This is a genomic window from Clostridium sp. UBA5119, assembly GCF_002414285.1.
Taxonomy (GTDB): Bacteria; Bacillota; Clostridia; order Clostridiales; family Clostridiaceae; genus Clostridium_J; species Clostridium_J sulfidigenes.
The window spans coordinates 19,802-46,735 of sequence record NZ_DHYX01000111.1; the positions used below are offsets into that span (position 1 = coordinate 19,802).

Here is a 26,934-nt window from a genome sequence, read left to right on the forward strand (position 1 = left end):
AAATAAAAACATAGTCCTTTTTGAACGAGATAACAGATTTAGAGAAAATGGTGGTCTAAAATTTGTAAAATTTGATTTAAATATTGGTTTAACAAAATTTTTACAGAATAAATATTTAAAAAAATTTGATAGAGTTATATGTGATCCACCATTCGATATCAAATTGGATGTTTTAGCAAATGATATTGTTGAATTGTTAAAGCAAGATAGAAAAAGTGTTGCTTATATAATATTTCCTAATAACAGAAAGATTAGTTTAATCAATGCTATGAAGGTTAGAGGGTTATTATTAGAAGAGGAAACTCAAAAAATAAGTATAGAGTACGCTAGGCCACCTAAGATAGTTAGGGTTAATGGGAAAGATGCCATTCAATTATATAAGTTTATTTATGTAATTTAAAACATTTTTATGGAAGATGGAGCAGTTAAAGTTAAAAATAGATAAGAATAAATGTCTATTAATAATTATCAGTAAATTTAAACTTAAAGTTTAATTGAAGGTCTTTAAAAAATTTAATTATTTATATTATTGACCATGTGGTTTGTTTTTGATAATATATAATAGACCACATGGTCAATATTTATATTTGGAGGGTATTATGAATCAAAAAGAGAAAAGTCAGATAAGTAAAGATAAAATATTAAATGCTGCCATAGCGGAGTTTGGAACAAAGACATATGAAAATGCTTCGCTGAATAATATATGCAACGATAACAAAATTTCAAAGGGACTTATCTATCACTATTTTAAAAATAAAGATGAGTTATTTTTAAAATGTGTTAAGGTTTGCTTTGATGAGCTTGTAGATTATCTTAGTAAAGAAGAATTTGACCAATTGGATTTTCAGAAGTACATGCAAAATTATTTTGATTTAAGATATCGTTTTTTTAAAGAGAATAATTATTACAGTCATATATTCTTTCATGCAATTTTACAACCACCTGTACATTTGAAAGAACAAATCAAAGACTTAAGAGCTGATTTTGACACACTTAATATAAGTCACTATCGTATGGCGTTAAGCAATGTAACACTACGAGATAATATTACAGAAGAAGAAGCAATGGAATACTTCTTTGTTTTTCAAGAAATGTTCAATGGTTATTTTCAAAGTAAAGCTTATAAAAACCTGGACTTTAATTCACTAATAGAAATGCACGAACTGAAACTGTCAAAAATACTGAATATTATGCTTTATGGTATTTCAAAGGAGGAGTAGAAGCAATGATATTATTAATTTTAAGGTTTTTAATGGCAATTGCTATTGCATTTATTGTAGGGAAGCTTGTTTCAAAGATTAAGTTACCAGCTATTCTAGGATGGTTACTTACAGGCATGATACTTGGACCAAATGCATTTGGAGTTGTAAATGATGCAGTTTTAAATGCTCATTGGTATGAACCAATTATGCATATTTTAGAATGCGTAGTGGGACTTTTAATAGGTACGGAGCTTGTTTGGAAAAAAATTAAAAAGTCGGGCAAGCAAATTATCATAACAACATTAACCCAATCATTAGGAACATTTTTTGTTGTGAGTTTGGTATTTGGGGTTGTATTTTATTTTGTAGGATTTCCTATTTATCTTGCATTTATATTTGGAGGTATTGCTCTTGCAACTGCACCAGCACCAGCACTTTCTATTGTGCGTGAGTTTAAAACAGACGGACCTGTGACTAAAACATTAATTCCTATGGCAGCCCTTGATGATATGGTGGGAGTAATTGTGTTTTTTTCAACTATATCTATTATATCTGCCAATCTATCTGAGCAAAAACTACCGGCTTATATGATACTACTTGTAATTTTATTACCAATTATTATTGGGATTGTTGTAGGATTTCTTGCAGGAGTTGTACTGAAAAGAGAACGTTCACCAAAAGTAACAGTATTGTTACTGAGTGCAACCATACTAATATCAGCAGGCGTTGGTTTTATATTTAATGATTTAGTTTTACCAAAGCCTGTACTTAACTTTATGCTTATTGGTATGGCTTTCTCAGCAACGTTTTCTAATATGATTTTAGAAGAACGTCTAGAGCAAATTATGAACTCATTTAATCCTATTCTTGGTATTTCTATGATTGTAGTTATCTTAAATCTGGGAACACCACTTGACTATCATCTGATTTTAGGTGCTGGACTATTTACTGCAATTTATATCATCTCAAGAGCTGTAGGAAAATGTGGTGGAGCATTCATTGGAGCTGCTATAACAGATTCACCAGAAACTGTGAAAAAATATTTAGGCCTCACATTGCTTCCTCATTCAGGTGTATCTCTCGTATTTACAGGTATAGCGGTTTCTGTTCTATCAGGACCAGTACCAGAATACGCTAAGGTCATCCAAGGAACAATTGCGGCAGCAGCGGTTATTAACGAGGTTATCGCAGTTATAGCATCTAAAAAGGCTTTTGAGTGGGCAGGAGAATTTAATAAAAAAGAGGAAATTAGCAATGAATGAGATAATATATAGAGAAATCAAAAAAGATGATTATGAAACCATTAAATCTATAATAAATGAGAGTTTTGGGCTTTATAGGTATATTGATAATGAAAAAGTGTTAAAAAATCTTTTGAAATTATACTTACAAAGCTGCTTAGCAGAGAAAACCTTTAGTTGTGTTGCGGAAAAAGACGGAAATATTGTTGGTGTGATTTTAGGAAAGTCTAAAAATGATTATAAAATATTGACTCATTTAAAAAATATTTTAGGAGTAGTATTTTATAATTCAATAACAACATTAAAAGCTATACAATATAAAAGTAATATAAGTGATTATAGAAATATGCATCACATTTATCATAAGCTTCTTGCTGGTAGAGAGGAGGAGTTTGATGGAGTATTGACACTATTTGCCGTTACAGAAGACTGTAGAGGATTAGGTGTAGGTAAGAAACTACTTTCAAATCTTTGTGATTATTTACGAAATCACAACACAAAACATATCTATTTATACACAGACTCAACCTGTAATTATGGTTTTTATGATAGCCAAGGGTTTGAACGTTTAGATGAAAAAAGTTTTGAAACAACCTGTGAAAGTAAACTGGTTACAATGAATGTTTTTCTATATGGATACAAAGTTGAATAAATAAATCAAGCCACTTAATATGAAGAAATTCAAATTGAGTGGTTTTTTGTAATAGGGATTTTAATTATTATAACAATATTAGATTGTTATAATATATCTACCAGTAGTAAAAGTTATTTATATAAATAAAGTTTTAGGGGAAGTTGCATTTATAACTGAAACATAAAAGAGTATTGTGGTAAAATAAATCTAATGATATTGTACAATATTAGATGAAGGTGTAAAAGAGTTTTTAGAGATCTTTAATAGTCTTAGTTATACTAACTATGAAAAGATAAAAGATAATAAATGCTTCAAAGGTAGAGTTTGATAAAAGTATAAACCCTAGAGAAGTGTTAGGATGCTTTAAAATTTTAGAAAGTGCTAAAAATCTATTATTAGAACCCTATTACAAATTTAAAATAGATGTAGAGATTAACTTAATGGGTAGAGTTATCAGTGATATTCAAAAAATGAGTGGTAGCTTTAATGAACCTAAAAGTTATGGAGAAAGAGTTATAATTGAAGGAAGAGGTCCTGTAGCTACCTTTATGAATTATGCTTTGGATTTTCAAGCATTCACAAAGGGGAAGGGCAGCTTAAATCTAGTATTTCATGGGTATGATATATGTCATAATCCAGAAGATGTTATAGAAGCTAAAAGCTATAACAAGGATGTAGATCCTGAATACACATCATCTTCTATTTTTTGTGCTAAGGGTGTAGGGTATGCGGTACCTTGGTATGAAGTTAAGGAATATATTCATTGCCTTAAATAAGTATTATTAGAAATTTAATATGTTAGGAGTGATTAATTATGGAAAAAGAAATTAATGTAGTTGTATTAATGCCTATGGACGATAGCCATAAAATTGATTTAATGTCAGTTGCACCTGGATCTAACTATATATTTACTTCAGCTAAAGAGATAAATAGGGAGACCCTTGAAGATGCTCACATAATTATAGGCAATCCTCCATTAGATATGGTTAAAGGATGTAAAAACCTAAAGTGGTTACAACTTGATAGTGCAGGAGCTGATTTATTTGTAAAAGAAGGGGTGCTTCCAAGAGGAGTAAAACTAACTAATTCAACTGGAGCCTATGGACTCGCTATATCAGAACATATGATAGGTGTGCTACTTTCTATATATAAAAAGTTATACCTTTATAGGGATAATCAAAATAATAGTCTTTGGAAGAATGAGGGTGAAGTTAAATCTATTTATGGATGTACTGCTTTAGTTATTGGACTTGGTGATATTGGAGGAGACTTTGCCAAGAGAATAAAAGCTCTAGGTGGATACACTATAGGCGTAAGAAGAAGTGATACTAATAAACCTGAATATTTAGATGAATTATATCTTATGGATAAGATTGATGAGTTATTACCAAAAGCAGATGTGGTAGCATTAAGTTTACCAGAAACTAAGGAAACCTATAAATTATTCTCTAAAGAGAAAATTTCTAAAATGAAAAAAGATTCTGTACTTATAAATGTAGGTAGAGGTACAGCTATAGATACTGAAGCACTTTGTGATGCTTTAGAAAGTGGGGAACTTTTAGGAGCAGCTTTAGATGTGACAGACCCTGAACCATTACCAAAGGATCATAGGATTTGGGGAATAAAAAATGCAATAATTACACCTCATGTTTCTGGAAATTATAACCTAAAAGAAACCCACCACCGTATAATTAAAATTGCTGTTAATAATTTAGACCGCTTTATAAAGGGAGAGGAACTCAGGAATGTAGTTAACTTATCTACAGGATATAGAGATTTAAAGACAAAGTAATATATAAATTAAGGCTAAAGTTAGAACTTTAGTTATACATTGGTTAAAGGAGAGAGATACAATGGAGAAGCTTTATTATAAGGATCAATATATTAAAGAATTTGTAGCTGAATTAGAGAAGGTAGAAGAGAAAGATGGGAAGTTTCATGTAGTTTTAGAAAAAACAGCTTTTTTCCCAGGAGGTGGAGGTCAATTTTGTGATCTAGGTTTTATAGAAAATGAACCAGTAATAGATGTTTACGAAGAAGAAGGTATTATATATCATGTTCTTAATAAAAAACCTATAAAGCTTCATAAATTAAAGTGCTCTATAGATTGGGAAAGAAGAAGGGATGGTATGGATCAACATCTTGGACAGCACGTGTTATCAGGATGCTTTTATAAAATATTTAATGCAAATACAGTGGGCTTTCATATGGGAAGAGAAATATGTACTGTAGATATAGATGGAATATTAGAAGAAGAAAAGATAAGAGAAGCTGAAAAGGCTGCAAATCTAATTATAGGAGATGATCTTCAAGTAGAATTTTTAGTGCCAGATAAAAAAGAGCTAAAGAAGATGGGATTAAGAAGAGCATTACCTAATACTAATGAAGAAATTAGAGTTGTTAAGATTTCAGACTTAGATATTAATGCATGTTGTGGAGTACATCCAAAGTCAACCTTAGAACTTAGAATGATTAAGGTAAGAAGATGGGAAAAACATAAAGGAGCAACTAGAATAGAATATGTAGCAGGGAAAAGAGCAGTAGAAGATTCCTTTAGAAAAGATAAATTTACTACAAGTGTATGTAGATATTTAAATGCAAGTGAAGATGAGGCTATAAATGGCATAAAAAATATGAACGAAAATCTTAAAGCTGCTCTAGAAAAAAATAAAAAGCTAAGTGAAGAAGTAGCTGCTTATGAAGTAAGAGACATGGTTGAAAAAGGGGATAAAGTAGAAAATATAACTATAATTAAAAAAGTTTATGATAATGAAGATATTAAGTACGTAAATAAGGTAACTTCAAAGATTATTGAAAATAACAATACTATAGCATTAATGGCAATTAAAAATGGAGAAAAAGCAAACCTTATCTTTGCAGCATCAAAGGATTTTAAAGGAATATCTATGAATGAACTATTAAAAGATGCAATCACTTTAATTGATGGTAAAGGTGGAGGAAGTAGTCATCAAGCTCAAGGTGGTGGAAAGAATAATAATAATTTAGATGGAACTCTAGATTATGCTATAAATAAAATAAAAGGTAAATAATATAAAATTATTAAGTTAAAAGTTAGGTTATTAAATTTAAATAAAACCTAACTTTTTATTTATTAAAAGATTGATAATAATACTTGAACATTTGTTATATCTGTTATATAACAGATATAACAAATAAGGTGGTATGTAAAATGTTAAAGATAAATAATTTTTCAAAGTCTTATAGTGGTGGTAAAAAGGCTGTAGATAGTATATCTCTTGAAGTGAAAGATGGAGAAATCTTTGGATTTATTGGTCATAATGGTGCTGGAAAAACTACTACTATTAAAGCAGTAGTAGGAATTTTAGATTTTGAAGAAGGAGAGATTTTAATAAATGGTAATTCCATAAAGACTAGCCCAATAGAATGTAAGAAGGATATAGCATATATTCCTGATAATCCAGATTTATATGATTCCTTAACAGGCATTCAATATTTAAATTTTATAGGAGATATTTTTAAGGTATCAAAGGAAGAAAGAGAGGCCCTTATAAAAAAGTATAGTGAAGCCTTTGAACTTACAAAATCTCTAGGAGATTTAATTTCATCCTACTCTCATGGTATGAAGCAAAAGTTAGCCCTTATATCAGCACTTATTCATAAGCCTAAATTACTAATTCTAGATGAACCCTTTGTTGGACTTGATCCTAAAGCAGCACATATTTTAAAAGGATTCATGAGAGAATTATGTAATGAAGGAGGAGCTATATTTTTCTCTACTCACGTACTAGAAGTTGCTGAAAAATTATGTGATAAGATAGCTATCATTAAAGGTGGAAAGATAGTAGCTTCAGGAGACACCAATAAAGTTAAGGGTGATGGTAGTCTTGAAGAAATATTTATGGAGTTGATTGACAATGAGTAATTTAAAAGTTCTATTAAAAAATAGTATTATGAATACTTGGGGAATAAATAAATTCCTAAAGGAAGAATCAAAGAGTGAAAAAATAAAAAACGTATCCATATTTTTTGCAATACTAATAGGCATATTTTCTATAGGTATATTAATTGTGATGTATTCTTTGGCTATAGTAGAGGAATTAGGCCAGTATGGATATTTAAGCCTTATTTTGATGAGTGCAATAATTCTTAGTACTATGTTTTCATTTTTTACATCTGTATACAAGGCTCAGGGTGTTCTTTTTTCTTCAAGGGATTTTGAAACCTTAATGAGTTTACCAATAAAACCATATATAATCTTAGCTAGTAAGATGACTGAATTATTGTTATTGAATTATTTATTTGTAGCATTAGTAACAATTCCACCGTCTATAGTTTATTTTATGAAATCTGGTACAAGTGGTATATTTTTTATTTATTTATTCATAGGAATAATTTTTATTCCACTTATACCTATAGTTATGGCAGCTATTATAGCTTTTGCTCTTAGCTATCTATCTTCAAGAATGAAGAGGAAAACTTTAATTTTAAATATAGGGACTTTGATAGTTGTGGTTGTAGTAATGATAGGTTCATTTAAAATGGATAAAATCATAAATATAGTTATAGAGAACAGCACATCTATAATTCAAGGTATAAAAACTATTTATCCACCTTCTTATTACTTTACGGATGCTTTAGCTAATTTAAGCTTATTATCTATGACTAAATTTATTTTATGGTCTATAATTCCTTTTATAATATTTTTAATAATATTTGCTAGAAGCTTTAAGTCAATAAATTTAAGACTGGGAGAAACCTTTAAAAGATCTAATTATAAATTAACATCTTTAAAAACAAATACTTTAAGGGGAGCCTTAATAAAGAAAGAATTTAAGAGATATTTTTCATCTTCTGTATATGTTACAAACACAATAATAGGCATAGTCATAGTAACGGTAGCCGCTGTAGCATCTCTAATTATGGGAGGAGATTTTCTCATAGATCAGATGGCACAATCTAGTGATTCAGACTTTCAGGTACTAGCACCACTATTAAAACAGGTAATGCAATTTGCACCACTTATAATATTATCCTTTGGTATAGGATTAACTTGCACTACAGGTTCAGCTATATCAATTGAAGGAAGAAATTTGTGGATTTTAAAATCATCTCCATTAGAAGTTAAAGATATATTTTTTGGTAAGATAGGAGTTAATATTCTTTTACTAATACCAACTATAGTAGTGGATTCAGTTATGTTTGCCATAGCCTTTAAGTTAACCCTAATAAATTTTATGTGGACTATATTAATTCCCACATTGTTAGCTATTTTAGTATCAGTAGGGGGACTATTAATTAATTTATATTTTCCGAAATTAGACTGGACTTCAGAAGTACAGGTTGTAAAGCAAAGTTTAAGTTCTATGATAAGTATTCTTATGGGAGCAGTGCTTATAGTTGTAGTGATTTTTATAACTATTGGAATTAACAAGGTATTTGCGATTACAAATATAAATTTATATCTAGGGGTTATAGCATTATTACTACTACTTTTGATATCATTAGTATGTACAGTATTGAAAACTAAGGGAGAAAAATTGTTTAATAGACTAAAGAGTTAAATAGGAGATGAGATTTTGATTTTAAAAATAGACTTTGACTCAGATATACCTATATATGTCCAGATAAAGAATCAGGTAGTTGAAGGTATAGCAAGAGGGGAACTAGAAGAATGTGAAGAACTTCCATCTGTTAGAGGGTTAGCTGATGATATTGGAGTGAATATGCATACAGTTAATAAAGCATATTCACTTTTAAAGGATGATGGATATATTAAAATAGATAGAAGAAAAGGAGCTTTTATTTCTCTTAGCTTAAAGAGTTCTAACGAGGAGTTTAAGGAAAACTTAAATTATCAGTTAGAGTATTATATGGCTGAGTGCTTTAATAGAGGTATAAGTAAAGAAGATATAAAGAGCTATATTGACGCTATTTTTAGTGGATTTAAGAAGGAGGATAGCTAATATGGATAAGTGGTTATTCTTAGTATTTATGAATTTCATGTTATTATTTATATTTTTAACTAGTTTTTTTGTGAACAAAACATCTAATAGTGGCATTTTCTTTGGAGTGAGATTTCCTAAGGAATATCAAGAAGAAAAGGAGCTAAAAGATATAGAAAAATCTTATAGAATAGTTATTTCAATTATATTTTTTATTATGCTTTTAGGAGTAAATATTTTATTCTTTAATCTTGATAACTATAGTGAAAATACTTTAGGAATTATAATGGCAATATTTATTATAAGTAGTTTAATAATAAGCTTCATAGTATATATTCCATATTATAAAAAGGTAAAAATCTTAAAAAAACATAGAAACTGGACTTATACCAAAAGAAATGTAGTAGTGGTAGAAACTACTCTAAGAAAGCCTAAAAAGGATGAAAAGATAAAACCTATAGACTCAAAATGGTTTTTATTATTATTTATCTTTCCTTTAGTAAGTATTTTAGTAACTATGTATAGATATGATGCATTACCTAAGGTGATGGAGATTCCTTATACTAGCTTTGGGGTGTTTAAAAAGGAGACTTTAAGAGGTTTCTTTATAATATACCAATTTCCAATTGTTCAAATTTTTTTAACAGCATTATTATATGGAATAAATAAAGTGATTATTAATTCTAAGGTAGATTTAAATAGTGGAAGTATTGAGAAGGCCATTATTAGAAAGAAGAAGTTTAAAAAAATAGGGTCAATATTAATGATGGTAATGATACTCCAAATGCTTATTATGTTTTCCTTAATTCAAGCATCTGTATTATTTAACTTTAATCCTATGATAATTAACTATGTATTTATGGTAATTTTCATGATAACTATGATTATATTTATCATTGTTTTTATCATTGTTGGTCAAGGTGGAAGAAATATCGAAACAAAAGATGAAAAAGACGAGTTATATAAAGATGATGATGATAAATGGATACTAGGAAGTATTTATTATAATAAAAATGATCCAGCTTGGATGGTAGAGAAAAGATTGGGTGTAGGTTGGACAGTAAACTTTGCTCATCCAAAGTCTTGGATAGCTGTGGGAGGACTTATAGTATTTATAATAAGTAATATAATTATGTCTATATTGCTTACTTGATTCTATTGTGTATAAAAATTAAATCAGAATTAAAGGAGTTACTAAAATCTTAGGATTAAGTTTCATTTCAGTATAATGAAATGAAAACCTTAGTTGATTTAGTAACTCCTTAATTTTTATATTTCTTAAGTATCATAACGTAAATATAGATTATCTATATCTTCTTTTTTTATAAGTCCTTCCACTAAATAACCCATTATGATAACTCCGGGTACATCAATTACTAATCTAGATAGGGTAAAGGCATAACCTATAGCGGAAATTTCGAAGAGTAATGTAGAAATTTTAGTAACACACCAAGCATTCATAAAAATTATAATATTACTAAATTTAACTCCTTTTTTTAAAAGCACTGCAGTAAAAGGAAATGCAGCATACATGGGTCCAGCAGCTATAGATCCAATAAGAATAGCAATTAAAACACCAGTAAATCCGGAATTCTTCCCCATATATTTCATTAATGCTTTTTTGGGAACCCACACATCAATAAGGCCAAGAAGAATCATAATAGGTGGAAGTACTGATAACATCTGAATAAAGCTAGATTGAGCATTAATAAAGCTTTTAGTTCCTAAGCCCCAATTAAAGATGAATACTAAGATAAGTATTAATAAACTTAAAAGGAAAAAGAAATACCTTTTTAGAAAGTTAAGTAGTTTAATCAAAATAAAGTCACCACCTTTCCAATAAAGAAAGCTACTACAAAGGAAAAGATAAAGGCTATGAAATTTCTAAGAAAGGCAGCTTTTTTACCTATATATTTTGCCTCTAAGCTATATGTCATGATACCGACCATGGTTAGAGTAGAAATTAAAGCTCCCACTTGTGGATAACCAGCTCCACTTTCAAGTAGTGTATTACCTAATGAAAAGGCTACAAAAGTTGGCATCATAGTTATGGAACCAGTAATAGAAGAAATAATAACTCCTAAAAAACCAGAATTAGAACCGATTAATTTTGATATGGTAGCTGCATCTACTATAGCAAGGAGAATTCCTACAGTGATAATGATACCTAAAAATTGAGGCATTATGTTTTCAAAGGATTTAAGGGAAATTTTAAGAGCTTTAATAGTTTTCTTCTTATCTTTAATTAAAGAAATAAGAAGTAGCACTAAAGCTAAAGTGTATAGAATAACACCTGTCATAACATCACTTCCAATAACTCTATAAAATCATATTATGCTCATAAATTTGTGAGGTTACATAATTATAGTATAATAAGTATTATCAAGGGTATGAAAAGAGAAGAGTGATGAATAATATAGATTATACTAATGAAGGAAGAAAAGATTATGAAAATATTTACAATAGGACATTCTAATTATACTGTAGAGAAGTTAATTCACATGCTAAGACATTATAACATTGACTGTGTAGTAGATATTAGAGGAACTCCTTATTCAAAGTATAATATTCAATTTGACAAGGAAACAATAAGGAAAACTTTAAAAAAGGAAGGCTTTATTTATATCTATATGGCTAAAGAGTTAGCTGCTAAGAGAGAAAATAAGATATCATATTATGATGAAGGGTATTCAGATTTCGAGAAGGTAGTATATGAAGAAGATTTTATAAAAGGTATTGAAAGGCTAAAGGAAGGCTGTGAAAAAGGGTATAGAATAGCATTATTAGGTGCGATGCAAGATCCTATAAGATGTCATAGAAGCATCTTAGTGGGAAGGGCTTTAAGAGATTATGGATTCACTGTAGGACATATATTAGACGATTATTCTCTAGCTTCTCAGGAAGATATGGAAAGAAATCTATTAGATAAATATTTTAGTGATAGAGATCAAATTACTATAGATAATATCCTTGGAACTGCACCTACAGAGAAAGAATTAATAGAAGAAGGATATCGATTAGCCAATAAAGAAATCGGATATCGGATTGAACATTTAAAATAAAAGGATATCTATGAAATAATTCAAGTCCAGGCGTAAGTAATTTTTATTATTAATTACTTATACTTGGACTTATTATTATTATTGATGAATAATTTGGATGTATTCATTTGCCTATGCTTTGAGAATTTCATTTTCATCACAAGTAGTGTCATTTTTATCTATTATAAGATTATATGCCAATCCTATAAGAACTAAAATACCTCCAATAACTTTTCCTGTAGATGCTTTACCTAAGGTGATATAGTCAATTACTATACCCATAAACAATTGTCCAATAAATATAAAGAGAGTTAGATAAAAAGAAGATATTCTCGGAGTCATATAATTTGAAATAACTATGGTTATAACTCCTAGAAGTCCTCCTAAATATGCTAAGAAGGGTATTGTTCTAAAGCTACTAAAGGATGATGGAAAGGTTTCTTTGCTGAATAGGAGAAATACTACTGAGAAAAACAGTCCAACTACATAGTTAAAAAAGGTCCCTTGAAATATACCGATTTTCTCTGCCAATTTAGAATTTATAGTTCTACCTATAACAATAGTTACACCAGCTAAAATAGAAATTATAATATATATCATTATTTATCCTTAATAAGGTTATAGAATAAATAACCTTATTAAAGTTCACCTCCTATCATTATTTAAAAATAGTCATAATTATTATACCTATAATCATAATTGATAAACCTATGAACTTCTTACCGTTAAATTTAATCTTTTTCATTCCAAGTAATCCATAGTTATCTATGATAATAGAAGAAATTGCTTGACCAAGTAATCCTAGAGAAATGCTTAAAGAAGCACCAAGAGCCATAAAACTTATATTACTAAAAAGCACTGTAAATACTCCAACGGCTCCAGCACTGTACCATAAAATAGGAATACCTTTTTGAATTTTTAATTTTGACTTAGTAGCAAATAATACAGTAATAATAGTAATTAAACCTATTATGTGAATGAGTACACTAGAAGAATAATTACCAATAGTGCTTGATAAGGTTCCATTAAACACAAGCATTACTGAAATTAAAGCACCTATAAATATAGAAATAAAAATATTCATGACAATCCCCCTTTTAGTTACATATTGAATTTATCATAAAGTAGTTGAGAAGTATTATGACATATGTCATAGTTGTATTAAGAAAGTATTTAAGATGAGAAATGATTTTAATAAATATTTATATGATTGATATGATTTAGGAGAAAAATATGAAGAAAATAAATAACTCAGAACTTATGAACACATATATAAATAAATACAATATTCATGATATCTTTACCAGTGATATGAGAGAATATATGGAATTATTTCACTTTAAGAGGAATGAATATTTATGTAAGGAAGATGAGCCTATAGATTATTTATTCTTTTTTGTAGAAGGGAAGGCTAAAGTATATATTAGTTTAAAAAATGGTAAATCACTCTTAATATGCTTTTATTATCCACTTATGGTACTAGGGGATTTAGAACTAATCAATTTCACAAAGGCAACTACAAATATGGAAGTTATAGAGGATGCTTATTGTATTGGCTTATCTTTTAAAAAGGTAAGAGAAAAACTACTTAATGATGCTAAGTTTCTAAGATTTATATGCAGTTCCTTGGGAAATAAAATGGATACTTCATCTAGAAATGGATCAATCAATTTACTATATCCACTGGAAAACAGATTAGCAAGCTATATAATGGCAACAAGGGAAGAAGGAAATAGAGTTGTATTTAATGAAACATTAACAGAAATTGCTGAATTGCTAGGAACTAGCTATAGACATCTATTAAGGACTATAAATAATTTAATAAATAGAGAAGTGTTAAAAAAAGACAATTATGGATATGAAATTATTAATGAAGAAATACTTAGTAGTTTAGCTGTGGATTTATATAAATAGGTAATAAAGATGGATATATAAATATTTTTAATTATATAAAATTCTAAAATGAAAAATATTTATAGGAATTTGTTATTTAATTATTTACAAATATGTATATTTGATGTATGCTTAATATATGTATTGATATTATGAATATATAAATCGAATTTGAAAGGAGTTGTTGTATTATGATGAACAGAGAAAAATTAGTATTAGATGAAGTATATACAGCCGCTCCAAATTTAAGATTTAAATGTTAGTTTAAGTGGATTAATAATTATATTCAGTTTAAAACCTTAGAAGTATAATAAGATTATAATCCTAATTTTATAACTATATTTAATTTGAACTTATGCCTTGGAGTAGCTAATCCAAGGTTTTTTTATATGCAAAAATAAAGTTTTTTAACAAGTAAGATTATTATAAAAAAGCTAAAGTGCATAAGTTCAACGTTTTATTAAGTGAAGATAAATTAAAGTATAAAGTTAGAAAGAGGGATTATATAGGTGAGAGAAAATAATATAAATGAATATTCAATAGGAAGAGTATATGCTCAGCATAGAAATTTATACAAGATAATAACTGAAAAGGGAGAAATATCAGCTACCCTATCAGGTAAGTTACAATATGAATTGATTAATAAAAAGGATTATCCAGTTGTAGGGGATTGGGTTAATTATGAAGAGCTTGGTCATGGAGAAGGAATAATACATCAGATTCAAGAAAGAAAAACTCTTATTTGTAGAAAGGTAGCAGGAGTTAAAAGTGAAGAACAGGCTTTAGCTGCAAATATAGATAAGATTTTTATAACAATGTCTTTAAATAATAATTTTAACCTAAGAAGGTTAGAAAGATATATTAATATAGCATGGGATAGTGGTGCTACACCTGTTGTCTTATTAACTAAATTAGATTTATGTGAGGATTTAGAAGATAAGTTATTATCATTAGACCAGGTGGCATTAGGTATATATAAGATAAGTGTAAGTTCTTTAACTGGTGAAGGTGTAGAGGTAGTAAGAAATATTATAAAAAGCGATGATACTGTAGTTTTTATTGGGTCTTCAGGGGTTGGAAAATCTACTATAATAAATAAGTTGTTAGAAAAAGAAGTACAGATTACCAAGGAAGTTGACGAATATGACAAAGGAAGGCATACCACAACCCATAGAGAGTTGTTTGTGTTGCCAACAGGAGGAGCCATAATAGACACTCCAGGAATGAGAGAACTTCAGCTAAGTCAGGGAGATGTAGAATCCACCTTTAAGGATATAGAGGATCTTGCATTGAAGTGTCACTTTTCTGATTGTAAGCATAAAAGTGAACCTAAATGTGCTGTTCAACAAGCCATTGAAAGAGGAGAATTATCTAAGGAGAGATTTATAAGTTATGAGAAAATAAAAAAAGAAATAGCTAATGAAGAAAAACGTAGAAGGGCTAAAGAGAGAATAAATGAAAGAAAAGCTAGAATAAGAAGATAGGTAAAAAAATGCATCTTAGAAATTGATAAAAATTTCTAAGAGCATAAATAATTTTATAAATATATTCATGATAAAGAAATTAGCATTAATATATTTATTATTCTAAAATAACCATGCACATTTGTAGAAATATGTATGGTTATTTTATATGTGAAATATGTTATAATTATTTTATTAAATTGGATTAATACGGAGAATATATATATGAAGATAACTACAGATAAGAAATTTTACAGATTACTTTTTAGTATATCAATACCCATAGCTATACAGAACTTAATTACTTTTGCAGTAAGTATGATACNNTACCTTAATGGTAGGATCTTTAGGGGAAGTCCAATTATCATCAGTAGCTTTAGCAAATAATTTATTTTTTATTTTGATGATTCTACTTTTTGGATTAGCTAGTGGCTCAAATATTATGATATCTCAATATTGGGGCAAGAAAGATGTAAATTCTATTCATAAGATACTTGCAATTATGTATAGAGTTTGTACCGTTATAATAATTATATTTATATCCATAGCAGCACTATTACCAACACAGTTTATGAGTATATTTTCTAATGATATAGCTGTTATACAAGGTGGGGCTAGCTATCTTAGAATAGTCTGCATAGGATACATATTCTATGGTTTAACAAATTGTACAATAATGATGCTTCGTTCTGTAAAAACAGTAAAAATTTCAATGTTAGTATATAGTGTGTCATTGTTGGTAAATGCTTTTTTTAACTGGGTATTTATTTTTGGAAAATTTGGATTCCCAGCCTTAGGCATAAGAGGAGCAGCTATTGCTACCGTTATGGCAAGAATCACAGAATTTATAATAGTTATAATATTTATGATTTACTTTGAGAAGAAGATAGAATTACGACCTAAGCATCTATTAAAGGTGGATAAGGTTATATTAAAGGATTATGTATCTACATGTACACCAGTATTATTTAATGAATTGCTTTGGTCTACAGGCTCATCTATGATTTCAGTTATTGTAGCAAAAATGGGAACAAGCACAGTAGCAGCCAATAGTATAAATGGAGTTGCACAACAGTTTGTAACAGTGTTTATATTTGGATTATCTAATGCTGCAGCTGTTATTATTGGTAATACTATAGGTGAAGGTAAAAAGAATAAAGCCATGGAATATGCATTTACAATAGGTGTATTTAGTGTAATTACAGGGCTTATTGCCAGCGGAATAATATATGTTATTAAGCCTGTAATAGTAAACTTCTACAATGTTCCACAAAGTACAAAATTAATTGCTATGGAAATCATGAGTGTAACCTCTATTATTGTTATATTCCAAGCTTTAGGAACTAATATGATGATGGGAGTTCTAAGAGGTGGAGGAGACGCAAGATTTGTATTATTAAATGATATTATATTTATGTGGTGTGTAGCCATCCCAGGAGGATTCATAGCAGTAGATATATTAGGGTTACCAATAGTAGCTGTATTTTTTATAATTAGGTGTGATGAGATAATAAAATCTTTGGTTAGTATAGTGAGAGTGAGTAGTGGGAAATGGGTAAGAGATGTTACAAGAGATTTTGGCATAGAAGAAGAGGAGTAATTAATACCTTATAGCATAATAAAAATAGGGGGTTATGAAATCTATGTACAAATATTCAAAAGAAGATGTACTAAATAGACTTAGGGAAGATTCAAATTACATAGACCAATTTATAGAGTATGTTAACGAACAGCTAGTAATTAACCTAGAGAATGCTAAAAGTATATTAGATGAAGGTTTAAAAATATGTACTGAAAATGAAAATATAAGAGGATTAGCTTGGTGTAGTGGAACTATAGGGTGGTATTTTAATTATTCAGGTACATATGAAAAGGGAGTACAGTGGCTATTAAAAGCTAATATACTATTTCAAAGTATAAGTGATGAAAAAGGGAAATTATATGTATCAAATGGTCTTATGAGTGCCTACTTTCAATTAGGATTATGTGAATTGAGTACAAAATGGGGAAAGATTGCTTTGAAAATAGCAAAAGAAATAAAAAATGATAAGTTTTTTTTGGTAATATTAAATAATATTTGTGTTAATTATTTAAATTTGGAAAAATATAATGAGGCTAAAAAAATTATAGATTCATTGCAAGACATACCTTATGATTATAATGATAATTTGAAAACAAATATGTATCAAGTTATTGCTGAAATTGAATGTGAACTTGGCAATTTAGAAAAGGCTATGAATTTTATTAATGAATCTATTGAAATTGGAGAAAAGCTGAATTATGAAATTATAAGAAGTGAAGCTTTAAGGATAAGGGGAAAAATTAATTTTAAGGCTGGTAATCAAAAGGAAGCAGAAGAAGATTATTTAGCTGCATTAGAGCATGCCACAAAGAGGGATTATTATGAAGTTCAAGCTAGCATATTAGAGTCTTGGGCTCAGAGTGATATAATTAATAATAAATATGTTGAAGCTATTAATAAGCTAGTAAAGGCATTAGAAATATCTGAAAAAAATAAATGCGTACTAATTAGCAGAAATATATATAAGCAACTGTATTTATCTAACAAAGAGATTAATAAATATAAGGAAGCATTAAAGTATTATGAGAAGTATGTTGAAATAAATGATGAATTGAACTGTATAACTAGTGAATTAAGTCTTGCTGATTTAGAAAATGAAAAGAATAAACAAGAAGCAGCTATATTTAAGTCATTATATGATGATATTAAAGTAATATCAACTATAGGTCAAAAAATAACTTCAAATCTTAATTTTGAGAATATATTAGAAAACATACATAAGGAAATATCAATGATTATGGATGCAGAAGTGGTGGGTGTTTCTACCCTTAAGGAATCAGAAGGGGTTTTAGATTATGCACTATTTATAGATAGAGGAAATAAGCTGAATTTAAGTAATGTTAATGTAGAAGATGAGACTAGCATAGGAGCTTATTGTGCTAGAAACAGAAGCACTATTTTAATTAATGATCTGTATAAAGAGTACAAGAAATATGTGCCAGACCTTAATATAGAATTAAATAGTGATGATACTCAATCAGCTATGTATTGTCCTTTGATTTTAGAGGATAAAGTTAGAGGTTTTTTAAATGTACAAAGCTATAAGAAAAATGCATATACAGAAAATGATTTAAACAAATTAAAGATATTAGCATCCTATGTTGCTATAGCTTTAGAAAATTCTTGTCTTTATAATAGAACTAAATACTTTTCTTCTCATGATTTTTTAACAGGATTACTGTCTAGAATGGAAATTTTTGAAAAAGGAAAAAAAATATTTAAGGAATGTGCAAGAGAAAGAAAGAAATTAGCAGTTATAATGATAGATATTGATGATTTTAAATTAATCAATGATAAATATGGACATAGTTATGGAGACGGTGTATTAAAAATGGTTGGAGGCATAATTGAAAATAATGTTAAAAATTATGGAATTGCAGGGAGATATGGTGGGGAAGAATTTTTAGTGATTTTACAAGGCATAAGTGAAAGAAAGATTTATTCAATCTGTGACAGTATAAGAACATCAATTGAAAGAGCTGATATATGTTATGGAGAAAAATCTAAATTAAAAGTGACATCTAGCCTAGGTATATTTATGTATTCAGGTAAAGAGAAGAATATTGATCAATGTATTAATTTTGCCGATGAAGCATTATATATAGCTAAAGCGGAAGGAAAAAATAAACTTGTTAAGTATGAAAATTATTCTTAATTATATAAAGTTAATTAATTAGAAAATGTATATAAAAAATAAAAAAGTTATTCTATAATTATTATAGAATAACTTTTTATATCAAATAAATTTTGTACTAACGTAAAAAATGATTTTCTATAAATTTAAAGGTATCGGAAAGGTCTAGATTGTCCACAGCATTTTTAAGTAATGGAACTTTTGAATAGTCATCAAGAGGAATTTTATATTTCAGTATAGGATTTATTCTAAAGTAATTTGGACCGATAAGCTCTTTGCAATATAAGTCTTCTAGTGGTGTATCATTTAGTAGTATTGAAACCAAAGGTGTTTTAACATTACATTTCGGCCTGAGCATCCATTGGAGAGCACCCCAAGAAGATGTATCTGATTTTATCTGGTTAAGTGTGGAGCCGGTACCAATAGATAATATACGAAAATCAGATAGTGAATGTTTAGGTTTAAGGAGCTTCATTACGGAAATCATAGAGGCAGCTGTAGGATTATTTACAATTACACCTCCATCTATAAAGTTCTTGTATGAAGGGAAATAAGTAGGAGCGGCAGAGCTAGCTAAAGCTACATCTACAACTTTAGATGTGTATGTTGAACCACGAGAAAGGTTATTAAAAAATACAGATTGCCAGTTATCAGATGAAAAACCTTTTACATTAAAGGAGGGGATGAATACATATTTTTTAAGATCCCCAAGGGTAAGCTCTTCTGTAAATACAGATAATATGACTTCTCTTAAGTTTTTATTATTAAATTTAGGTCTGAAAAGGTTAAGATGAGAAGGATAAAATATACTTTTTACAGTCTCATAGTTGTATAAGTTATCAACATAATTTCCATCCTTTCCAGAAGCTAGAGCTAAGGCTATTAAAGCACCTGTAGAAGTACCAGCAAATAAGTTTGTATACTTTAAAATATCAGGATATTTATTATAAATGCGTTTTAATATACGTGTGGATAGAGCACCACGAATTCCTCCACCATCAAATACAATAATTCTGAATGTAGACATTAGACACCTCCATTGTAGCTTATATGATTATTGTATTAATGATTATGCAGGTATGTGAATAGGTTATTATCTGTTTTAAAATATCTTTGACTTATGAAGAAGCTAAGAACTCTGTTNNATACTCCCATCTTTTTCAAAGTGGTAGTATTAGAGCTGCTATGTCCCTGGATAACGATTTCTAAGCATCATAGAAGCTAAGAACTCTGTTTATGAAGGTTTTTGAGATTACCTGGGGAATATTTAAATATGCTAGATAATAATCAGATTAAATGAAAATAGTGAAGGATGGTGAAGATTAGGCTATGTTAATTATATATAGTACATAGCTAGAAGAAATATGGAAGAAAGAAAAGTAAAAAATGTATTATTACCTAAAATTACAGCAATAAATGAAGAGGTATATTCTTTAGAAAAGAATATAAATGATGAAGACTATTTTAATAATGTAATTATACTTAATTGCGACATAAGTAATGAGCGTGCATCACATGTTGAATTCTCGGAAGTTATATTTAAAAATGTAGATTTTAGAAATGTAAAATTTACTCATATTGAATTGATAGATGTAAAGTTTGAAAACTGTGATTTATCAAATTCTAATTTTAATAATGGAATTCTGCATAGGGTAGAAATGATAAACTGTAAGCTTATAGGTATAGACTTGACAGATACAAATATTCAAAATGTCACATTAAATCAGTGTAACGGTGACTATAGTAACATATCTTTCTCTACTCTTAAAAATGTAAACTTTATAGATTCATCATTTAATAATGTGATTTTTGAAAATAGTAAGTTTAATAAAGTAAACTTTGAAAATGTAAATATGAGACAAATTGATATATCTAAGGCTATGGTGAAAGGTATTGATTTTAGAAATAGTGATATAGAAGGACTTATTGGAGATGTAAGAGATTTATATGGAATAGTAGTTACTCCAATGCAAGCACTATCGCTTTCGAGAATTTTAGGGATTGTAATTAAGGAATAGATGTATTAAAGAGACTGACAGAGTAATGAATTTTAATTAGGATATTTAAAGTTAGGAGAAAACATATGATAACAATAATATCATCAGCTAAATCTTTAGATTTTGAAAAAGAAATATTTATAGATGAAAGTACCGAACCTGTATTTATGGATGAAGTAAGAGAATTAGTAGATATAATTAAAAATTACAATATAGAAGAAATAGCTAAGATAATGAAAATTAGTAATAAGTTATCAAAGGTAAATTATAATAGATTTCAATGCTTTTATGACAAACAAGTAAATACTAGACAGGCTATTTTTGTCTTTAGAGGGGAAGTATATAGAGCCATAAATCCTTTTGAATATGACAGATCAAACATAGAGTTTGCACAAAATCACATTAGGATTTTATCAGGTTTATTTGGGGTTTTAAGACCTTTAGATAATATAAAAGAATATCGGCTAGAGATGGCTACAAAGTTAAGAGGTATACCTGAAGAAGATTTATATAAATTTTGGACAAAAAAGATTACTGAAAATATAGTTCATGATTTAAATCTTAAAGAAGATAAGACAATTTTAAATTTGGCCTCTCTGGAGTATTCTAAATCCATCGATAAAAGTAAGCTAGGTACTATTAATGTTTATGATGTTGAATTTAAAGAAAATATAGAGGGAAAATATAAGATCATAGTAACATATGCTAAGAGAGCTAGGGGGTTTATGGTAACTTATATTGTTAAAAATAATATAGATAATATAGAAGATTTAAAGAATTTTAAAGAAGAAGGTTATTGTTATAATAAAGAATTAAGTAGCAATACTAAATTAGTTTTTACTAGAGATAAAATGCTTTAGGTATATGACTTTAGTATTAAATAATGTGACATTATAAAAGAAATTAAAGGTGCATTAATTATAAAAAGTAGGGGATTACTAAAATATATAAAATAAAAACTTGTATTTAAAATACAAGTTTTTTTATTTTAAAACATTATAAGATGATAATAGGAGCAAATTATGATAATAGCTAATATATTAATTATAATGACAGTACTTTTTATAATATTTATTAAAACTATAGATTGTTTATTTTATTATGCTACTCTTGGTAAAAAGCGTGATAAGATAGAAACCTTTAATAGTCTTTACACCATGGGATTATATTCTATTGATGAGTATGAAAAGTTAAAATTGGAAGAGCTAATTGTACAAAGTAAAGATGGATATAAGTTAAAAGGATATTATCTAAACTGTAATTTACCTTCAAAAAAAATAATAATATTATTGCATGGATACTTGGTTGGTCACTACAGGTCTTGCCAATATATAAAGTTTTTTATAAAAGAAGGATTTAATATTCTTTTAGTAGATCAAAGAGGTCATGGTAATAGTGAAGGAACTTATGCTACCTATGGAAGATATGAGTGTGAAGACTTAGATTTATGGGTAAACTGTATAAGACAAAAAGTTGGGGAGAAATGTTTTATAGGTGTACATGGACATTCTATGGGAGCTGCTACTGGTCTTATGTATTCAGTTTTAGGAAAGAATAAAATAGATTTTATAATATCGGAATCAGCTTATGCAAATGCAATAGAGGTTATAAAAAGAAAGTTAAATAAATACAAGATTCCTTTTTTTCCTTTTTATAATCTCACTAATCATAAAATAAAAAAAATATGTGGCTTTTCTTTAGGAGAAATAAGTCCAATGGATATGGTAAAGGAAAGCAAAGTACCAATTATGTTCATTCATGGAGATGAAGATGAATTAATTCCATGTTATATGTCCATGGAAATGTATGAAATTAAAAAGGGAATAAAAAGCTTATGTATAATTCCAAGAGCTAAGCATAATACTTGTTATGCCACTAACCAAGAGAAATATGAAAATGAAGTAAAAAACTTTCTTAAAATGATATAATAATAAAAAGTGGCTAATAAATATTATAAAATCAAGATAATATTTTAATGGGGGATGAAGGGGAATGAGAGTAGGATTAGTATTATCTGGTGGAGGCGGAAAAGGAGCTTATGAGATAGGAGTATGGAAAGCTATAAAAGAGTTAAATATAGATAAATACATAAAAATAGTTTCAGGTACTTCTATAGGTGCTATAAATGCAGCTTTATTTGCTCAAGATGATTTTGAAGAAGCTAAGAAAATGTGGCAAGAGGTTACTATAGAGAAGTTGTTACCAGTAAATAGTAAAGTCCTAATAAGGAAAGGCGTAACCCTCGCTATAGGTAGTAAAAATATGAATTTAGTAAAAAAGTATATGACAAAGAAATTAGAGCAGGGTGATATTCCTAGAGATGGAGCTAAGGATATAATTGAGAAATATATAAATTTTAATAAATTAAAGAAATCTGAAAAAATATTATATGTATCATGTACCGAAATGCCGGAATTCACTGCTAAATATTTTAGAATAAATGACTATGAAGAAGAAATAGCAAAAAGTATATTATTGGCAACGGCTTGCCTTCCTATGATATATGAAAGTGAAGAAATTGGTGGAAAGACATATTTAGATGGAGGATTAGTAGATAATACTCCTATAAAACCAGTATATGAAGAAGGTTGTGATATAATAATAGCTGTACTATTATCTAAGGAAGCCAAAATAAGAAGAGAAGATTTTCCAGATGCAAAAATCATAGAACTAATTCCTTCAGACATAGAAACAAAAATATTAGATGGATTATTAAATCTAGATGAAGAGTCTAAAAACAAGAGAATTCAAAGAGGTTACTATGATACTAAAAATCTTTTAGAACCTATTTTTGAAATGGCAAGATATCAATTAAAAGAAGAATTAGAAAGACAGGCTATGGACAAGGAATTACAAGAACTTGAAGAAAAAAATAAGGAAAGTTGGATAGCTAGAAATACAAAAAGAATAAAGAGAAAACTTGGAATAAATAAATTTAAATAAATATTATGTAAAGTAAAAATATATAGATAAAAAGATAGATTCCTATAGGAGTCTATTTATTTTTAGTGGAAATAATATATAAATAAGTGTTATTATATATTAGTAAATTCAATTAATGTATATAGATAATTTAGAAAAGGGTGAATTGCAGTGAATGAAATAGAGCAATGTAGAAAAGAAATCGATGAGATTGATAAAGAACTTGTAAATCTATTTGAGAGAAGAATGGATGTTGCTATAAGAGTAGCTAATTATAAAAAAGAAAATGATTTACCGATATATGATGAGGAAAGAGAATCAAAGATTATTAAAAAAAATGTAGACAATTTAAAAAATAAGAACTATGATTTATTAGCAAGAAGATTTTTCTTAAGTATAATGGAGTTAAGTAGAAGTTTACAAGAGATCATTATAAAAAAGCATAAGTAAAGTTATTTAAATTAATCATATATAAAGGAGTAATGTTATGGAATTTTACGGCATACTAGGTGAGAAATTAGGACATAGCTTATCACCGAGAATACATAAGATAATATTTCAGGCTATGGAAGTAGAAGGTGCATACAAACTATTTGAAATACCTAAAGGAAATTTAGAAAAATTCATAGATGCACTTAAACTTTTAAAAATTAAAGGAGCCAGTGTAACTATTCCTTACAAGGAAGAAATTATTAAGTATTTAGATGAGATATCACCAGAAGCACAAAGAATAGGTGCTGTTAATACAATATCGCTAGAGGATAATAAACTATATGGTTATAACACAGATTACTATGGCTTTGGATATATGTTAAAGGTACATAATGTTAAGATACAAGACTCAATAGCTATAATTTTGGGAAATGGTGGAGCTACAAAGGCTGCTGTGTGTTATTTATTAGACAATGGAGCTGAAAATGTTTATATAGTAAGTAGGACACCAGAAAAAAATAAGGGAATAAATCATGAAAAAGTTCGACTAATAAGTTATGAGCAGTTAAAAGAAATTCAAGGAGATATGATAATTAATACAACTCCAGTAGGTATGTTTCCTAATGAAGATGCCACTCCTGTTAATGATACTATCATAAATAACTTTCAAACAGTTGTAGATATAGTATATAACCCATCTGAGACAAAATTTTTATTAAAGGGAAAAGAATTAGGGAAAAAAGTTGTAGGGGGATTATCTATGCTCATAGGACAGGGCGTAAAAGCACAGGAAATATGGCAAAAGAATTCTATTGATGATCAAGCAATTAAAGATATATATGAAATTTTAAATAGAGAGTTTAGTTAATTATAAGAGGTGGTTGCTATGAAAATTATGGTTATAAATGGACCTAACCTAAATTTTTTGGGCATAAGGGAAAAACATATATATGGCTCAAAAAGCTTTGAGAAGATTGAAAATTACATAAAGGAATGCTCTAAATCCTTAGGACATGATATAGAGATGTTACAAAGCAATATAGAGGGGGAAATTATTAACTTTATTCAAAGGGCATACTATGAAAAATATGATGGAATAATAATTAATCCAGGTGCCTTTACCCATTATAGCTATGCAATATATGATGCTATAAAAAGTGTAAACATAGATACTGTGGAAGTTCATCTATCACAGATTTATGATAGAGAAGATTTTAGACAAAAATCAGTTACAGCTCCAGCCTGTATAGGTCAGATATGTGGTTTTGGAGAATATGGATATATAATGGCTATAAATGCTCTAGAAAATAAAATGAAGATTTCTAGCTAAAGTAGGTTATAATACTAATTAAACATTTGTAACCTAGGAGGAAGGAAAACTTATGGATGAGCTTAATAATAGGATAATAGACATCTATACAAGTCTTGCTGAAAGTGGAGTTAGATTTTATTATGAGGATGATATTAACCCTTTTAGCGAAATAAAAGAATTGAATTCTTGTAATGGAAAATACCTATGGTTCACAACTGAGGGAGAAAATGAAGTTAAAGTATCCTTAGAAGATTTCAGAGTATATCATTCAAAGGAAAATATTAATCTTTATGATTGGGTTGAAATAAGAGAATTTGATAGGCTTTTAGAAGAATTAGGTGATATCTAGTATAATCAAATGAAAATAAACAACTAAGGTGTTAATTACTTAGTTGTTTATTTTTCATTTGATTTATAAATTGTGGATAAAATAAAGTAAATTTTCAGAAAAAAGGTGGATAATCTAAGATTTATCCACTTAGTGTTAATTATATTGTGGATAGAGTTGTGGAAAATGTTAATAATTACATTATTTTACAAAAGAGAATTATATAGTGTTTATTGTGGTTATAAAATATTTTTTTAAAATAGTTAAAGCAAATTGTTTTTCTAGTATTTAGTTGAAGGTTAGTACAATTAATACTAGGAAGTTTTTATTATGGAATATACTTAGTATTACTAAACATGAAGAATATTAATATAAACATATTTTCATAAACATAAGGTATATTCAAGGGTTTATTATGAAAAAAAATCATAAAAATATAAAAAAATTTAATAAATCTATTGATTTATTAATAAAAAAAATATAGAATAATATTGTTTGTTTAGTAAATGTAAACTTAAGGTTTAGTATAATACATAAGATTGAGGTGGAATCGTGCAAATTGGAGAGAAGATTAAAAGTCTTAGAATAGAAAAACAGTTAACACAAGAAGAACTTGCAAATAGATGTGAATTATCCAAGGGGTTCATCTCACAAATTGAGAATGATCTCACATCTCCATCTATTGCAACACTTATGGACATTCTTCAGATACTAGGCACAAATTTAAATGAATTCTTTAGCGAGAAGATTAATGAAAGAGTTAAGTTTACAAATGATGATATGTTTGAAACTGAGGATGAAGATCTAAAGTATAGATTAAAGTGGCTCG

30 protein-coding genes are annotated in these 26,934 nt (G+C 28.2%); 25 read left to right on the forward strand and 5 right to left on the reverse strand.

The genetic code is table 11. From position 1 onward, the window contains the following. The 11 genes from B2671_RS16675 to B2671_RS16725 all read left to right on the forward strand — a co-directional run. The coding region (locus tag B2671_RS16675; RefSeq protein WP_346871417.1) for a hypothetical protein at window positions 1–400 on the forward strand (400 nt) is incomplete at its 5' end. A 199-nt stretch (window positions 401–599) separates the two neighbouring features. Continuing rightward, window positions 600–1,220, forward strand: a complete 621-nt coding sequence (locus tag B2671_RS16680; protein ID WP_346871418.1) for a TetR/AcrR family transcriptional regulator — start codon at window positions 600–602, stop codon at window positions 1,218–1,220. Between the two features lie 5 nt (window positions 1,221–1,225). Next, the gene (locus tag B2671_RS16685; protein ID WP_346871419.1) at window positions 1,226–2,464 is read left to right on the forward strand and encodes a cation:proton antiporter; all 1,239 of its coding nucleotides are present in this window, start codon (window positions 1,226–1,228) and stop codon (window positions 2,462–2,464) included. Next, window positions 2,457–3,095: a GNAT family N-acetyltransferase gene (locus tag B2671_RS16690; RefSeq protein WP_346871420.1), complete on the forward strand. Its 639-nt coding sequence runs from the start codon at window positions 2,457–2,459 to the stop codon at window positions 3,093–3,095. Before B2671_RS16685 ends, B2671_RS16690 begins: the two co-directional genes overlap by 8 nt. A 332-nt stretch (window positions 3,096–3,427) precedes the next feature. Continuing rightward, window positions 3,428–3,853 (forward strand): hypothetical protein, encoded by a 426-nt coding sequence (locus tag B2671_RS16695; RefSeq protein ID WP_346871421.1) that lies wholly within the window; start codon window positions 3,428–3,430, stop codon window positions 3,851–3,853. Between the two features lie 38 nt (window positions 3,854–3,891). After that, window positions 3,892–4,869 carry a D-2-hydroxyacid dehydrogenase gene (locus tag B2671_RS16700; protein ID WP_346871422.1) on the forward strand — a complete coding sequence of 326 codons (978 nt, stop codon included), beginning with the start codon at window positions 3,892–3,894 and terminating at the stop codon, window positions 4,867–4,869. A gap of 61 nt (window positions 4,870–4,930) precedes the next feature. Then, complete coding sequence (locus tag B2671_RS16705) at window positions 4,931–6,127, forward strand: alanyl-tRNA editing protein (protein ID WP_346871423.1); 1,197 nt, start codon at window positions 4,931–4,933, stop codon at window positions 6,125–6,127. Window positions 6,128–6,267: 140 nt separating this feature from the next. Further along, window positions 6,268–6,981, forward strand: a complete 714-nt coding sequence (locus tag B2671_RS16710; RefSeq protein WP_346871424.1) for an ABC transporter ATP-binding protein — start codon at window positions 6,268–6,270, stop codon at window positions 6,979–6,981. Next, window positions 6,974–8,620, forward strand: a complete 1,647-nt coding sequence (locus tag B2671_RS16715) for an ABC transporter permease (RefSeq protein ID WP_346871425.1) — start codon at window positions 6,974–6,976, stop codon at window positions 8,618–8,620. Before B2671_RS16710 ends, B2671_RS16715 begins: the two co-directional genes overlap by 8 nt. 15 nt (window positions 8,621–8,635) lie before the next feature. After that, entirely contained in the window at window positions 8,636–9,022 is a 387-nt protein-coding gene (locus B2671_RS16720) for a GntR family transcriptional regulator (RefSeq protein WP_346871426.1), read from the forward strand. 1 nt (window position 9,023) lies between these two features. Further along, on the forward strand, window positions 9,024–10,154 hold the full coding sequence (locus B2671_RS16725; RefSeq protein ID WP_346871427.1) for a DUF5808 domain-containing protein: 1,131 nt from the start codon (window positions 9,024–9,026) through the stop codon (window positions 10,152–10,154). A gap of 125 nt (window positions 10,155–10,279) precedes the next feature. On the opposite strand, the gene B2671_RS16730 is transcribed toward B2671_RS16725, so the two are convergent. Both B2671_RS16730 and B2671_RS16735 read right to left on the reverse strand, forming a co-directional pair. After that, entirely contained in the window at window positions 10,280–10,819 is a 540-nt protein-coding gene (locus B2671_RS16730) for a permease (RefSeq protein ID WP_346871428.1), read from the reverse strand. After that, window positions 10,816–11,301: a permease gene (locus B2671_RS16735; protein ID WP_346871429.1), complete on the reverse strand. Its 486-nt coding sequence runs from the start codon at window positions 11,299–11,301 to the stop codon at window positions 10,816–10,818. The genes B2671_RS16730 and B2671_RS16735 overlap by 4 nt, the downstream gene beginning before the upstream one ends. Window positions 11,302–11,448: 147 nt before the next feature. Between B2671_RS16735 and B2671_RS16740 the strand changes: the two genes are divergently transcribed. Further along, window positions 11,449–12,063, forward strand: a complete 615-nt coding sequence (locus B2671_RS16740) for a DUF488 domain-containing protein (RefSeq protein ID WP_346871430.1) — start codon at window positions 11,449–11,451, stop codon at window positions 12,061–12,063. A gap of 111 nt (window positions 12,064–12,174) precedes the next feature. Here B2671_RS16740 and B2671_RS16745 read toward each other — a convergent pair whose 3' ends face one another. Both B2671_RS16745 and B2671_RS16750 read right to left on the reverse strand, forming a co-directional pair. Further along, window positions 12,175–12,642: a DMT family transporter gene (locus B2671_RS16745; protein ID WP_346871431.1), complete on the reverse strand. Its 468-nt coding sequence runs from the start codon at window positions 12,640–12,642 to the stop codon at window positions 12,175–12,177. Window positions 12,643–12,700: 58 nt separating this feature from the next. Further along, window positions 12,701–13,126, reverse strand: a complete 426-nt coding sequence (locus B2671_RS16750; RefSeq protein WP_346871432.1) for a DMT family transporter — start codon at window positions 13,124–13,126, stop codon at window positions 12,701–12,703. A 149-nt stretch (window positions 13,127–13,275) separates the two neighbouring features. On the opposite strand from B2671_RS16750, the gene yeiL reads away from it, so the two are divergent. The 4 genes from yeiL (at window position 13,276) to B2671_RS16770 (ending at window position 19,135) form a co-directional block, all read left to right on the forward strand. After that, the gene (gene yeiL, locus B2671_RS16755) at window positions 13,276–13,956 is read left to right on the forward strand and encodes a transcriptional regulator YeiL (protein ID WP_346871433.1); all 681 of its coding nucleotides are present in this window, start codon (window positions 13,276–13,278) and stop codon (window positions 13,954–13,956) included. 488 nt (window positions 13,957–14,444) lie between these two features. After that, window positions 14,445–15,419 carry a ribosome small subunit-dependent GTPase A gene (gene rsgA, locus B2671_RS16760; RefSeq protein ID WP_346871434.1) on the forward strand — a complete coding sequence of 325 codons (975 nt, stop codon included), beginning with the start codon at window positions 14,445–14,447 and terminating at the stop codon, window positions 15,417–15,419. A 313-nt stretch (window positions 15,420–15,732) separates the two neighbouring features. Then, window positions 15,733–16,998, forward strand: coding sequence for an MATE family efflux transporter (locus B2671_RS16765; protein ID WP_346871435.1), 1,266 nt, complete (start codon window positions 15,733–15,735; stop codon window positions 16,996–16,998). A 43-nt stretch (window positions 16,999–17,041) separates the two neighbouring features. Next, window positions 17,042–19,135, forward strand: a complete 2,094-nt coding sequence (locus tag B2671_RS16770; protein WP_346871436.1) for a diguanylate cyclase — start codon at window positions 17,042–17,044, stop codon at window positions 19,133–19,135. A gap of 97 nt (window positions 19,136–19,232) precedes the next feature. Here the strand turns inward: B2671_RS16770 and B2671_RS16775 are convergent, their stop codons facing one another. Continuing rightward, window positions 19,233–20,141 carry a patatin-like phospholipase family protein gene (locus tag B2671_RS16775; RefSeq protein ID WP_346871437.1) on the reverse strand — a complete coding sequence of 303 codons (909 nt, stop codon included), beginning with the start codon at window positions 20,139–20,141 and terminating at the stop codon, window positions 19,233–19,235. Between the two features lie 337 nt (window positions 20,142–20,478). On the opposite strand from B2671_RS16775, the gene B2671_RS16780 reads away from it, so the two are divergent. The 9 genes from B2671_RS16780 to B2671_RS16820 all read left to right on the forward strand — a co-directional run. Further along, window positions 20,479–21,132 carry a pentapeptide repeat-containing protein gene (locus B2671_RS16780; RefSeq protein WP_346871438.1) on the forward strand — a complete coding sequence of 218 codons (654 nt, stop codon included), beginning with the start codon at window positions 20,479–20,481 and terminating at the stop codon, window positions 21,130–21,132. 65 nt (window positions 21,133–21,197) lie between these two features. Next, a complete protein-coding gene (gene yaaA, locus B2671_RS16785) occupies window positions 21,198–21,971 on the forward strand; it encodes a peroxide stress protein YaaA (RefSeq protein WP_346871439.1) in 774 nt (257 codons plus the stop codon). Between the two features lie 162 nt (window positions 21,972–22,133). Beyond that, window positions 22,134–23,039: an alpha/beta hydrolase gene (locus B2671_RS16790; RefSeq protein WP_346871440.1), complete on the forward strand. Its 906-nt coding sequence runs from the start codon at window positions 22,134–22,136 to the stop codon at window positions 23,037–23,039. A 64-nt stretch (window positions 23,040–23,103) separates the two neighbouring features. Next, window positions 23,104–24,054 (forward strand): patatin-like phospholipase family protein, encoded by a 951-nt coding sequence (locus B2671_RS16795; RefSeq protein WP_346871441.1) that lies wholly within the window; start codon window positions 23,104–23,106, stop codon window positions 24,052–24,054. Window positions 24,055–24,204: 150 nt separating this feature from the next. Next, window positions 24,205–24,483 carry a chorismate mutase gene (locus B2671_RS16800; RefSeq protein ID WP_346871442.1) on the forward strand — a complete coding sequence of 93 codons (279 nt, stop codon included), beginning with the start codon at window positions 24,205–24,207 and terminating at the stop codon, window positions 24,481–24,483. A 37-nt stretch (window positions 24,484–24,520) separates the two neighbouring features. Then, entirely contained in the window at window positions 24,521–25,333 is an 813-nt protein-coding gene (gene aroE, locus B2671_RS16805) for a shikimate dehydrogenase (RefSeq protein ID WP_346871443.1), read from the forward strand. An 18-nt stretch (window positions 25,334–25,351) separates the two neighbouring features. After that, window positions 25,352–25,795 (forward strand): type II 3-dehydroquinate dehydratase, encoded by a 444-nt coding sequence (gene aroQ / locus B2671_RS16810; RefSeq protein ID WP_346871444.1) that lies wholly within the window; start codon window positions 25,352–25,354, stop codon window positions 25,793–25,795. Between the two features lie 52 nt (window positions 25,796–25,847). Next, the gene (locus B2671_RS16815; RefSeq protein ID WP_346871445.1) at window positions 25,848–26,126 is read left to right on the forward strand and encodes a hypothetical protein; all 279 of its coding nucleotides are present in this window, start codon (window positions 25,848–25,850) and stop codon (window positions 26,124–26,126) included. A 531-nt stretch (window positions 26,127–26,657) separates the two neighbouring features. Beyond that, window positions 26,658–26,934, forward strand: a 277-nt coding sequence (locus B2671_RS16820; protein WP_346871446.1) for a helix-turn-helix transcriptional regulator, incomplete at its 3' end; no start/stop codon positions are given.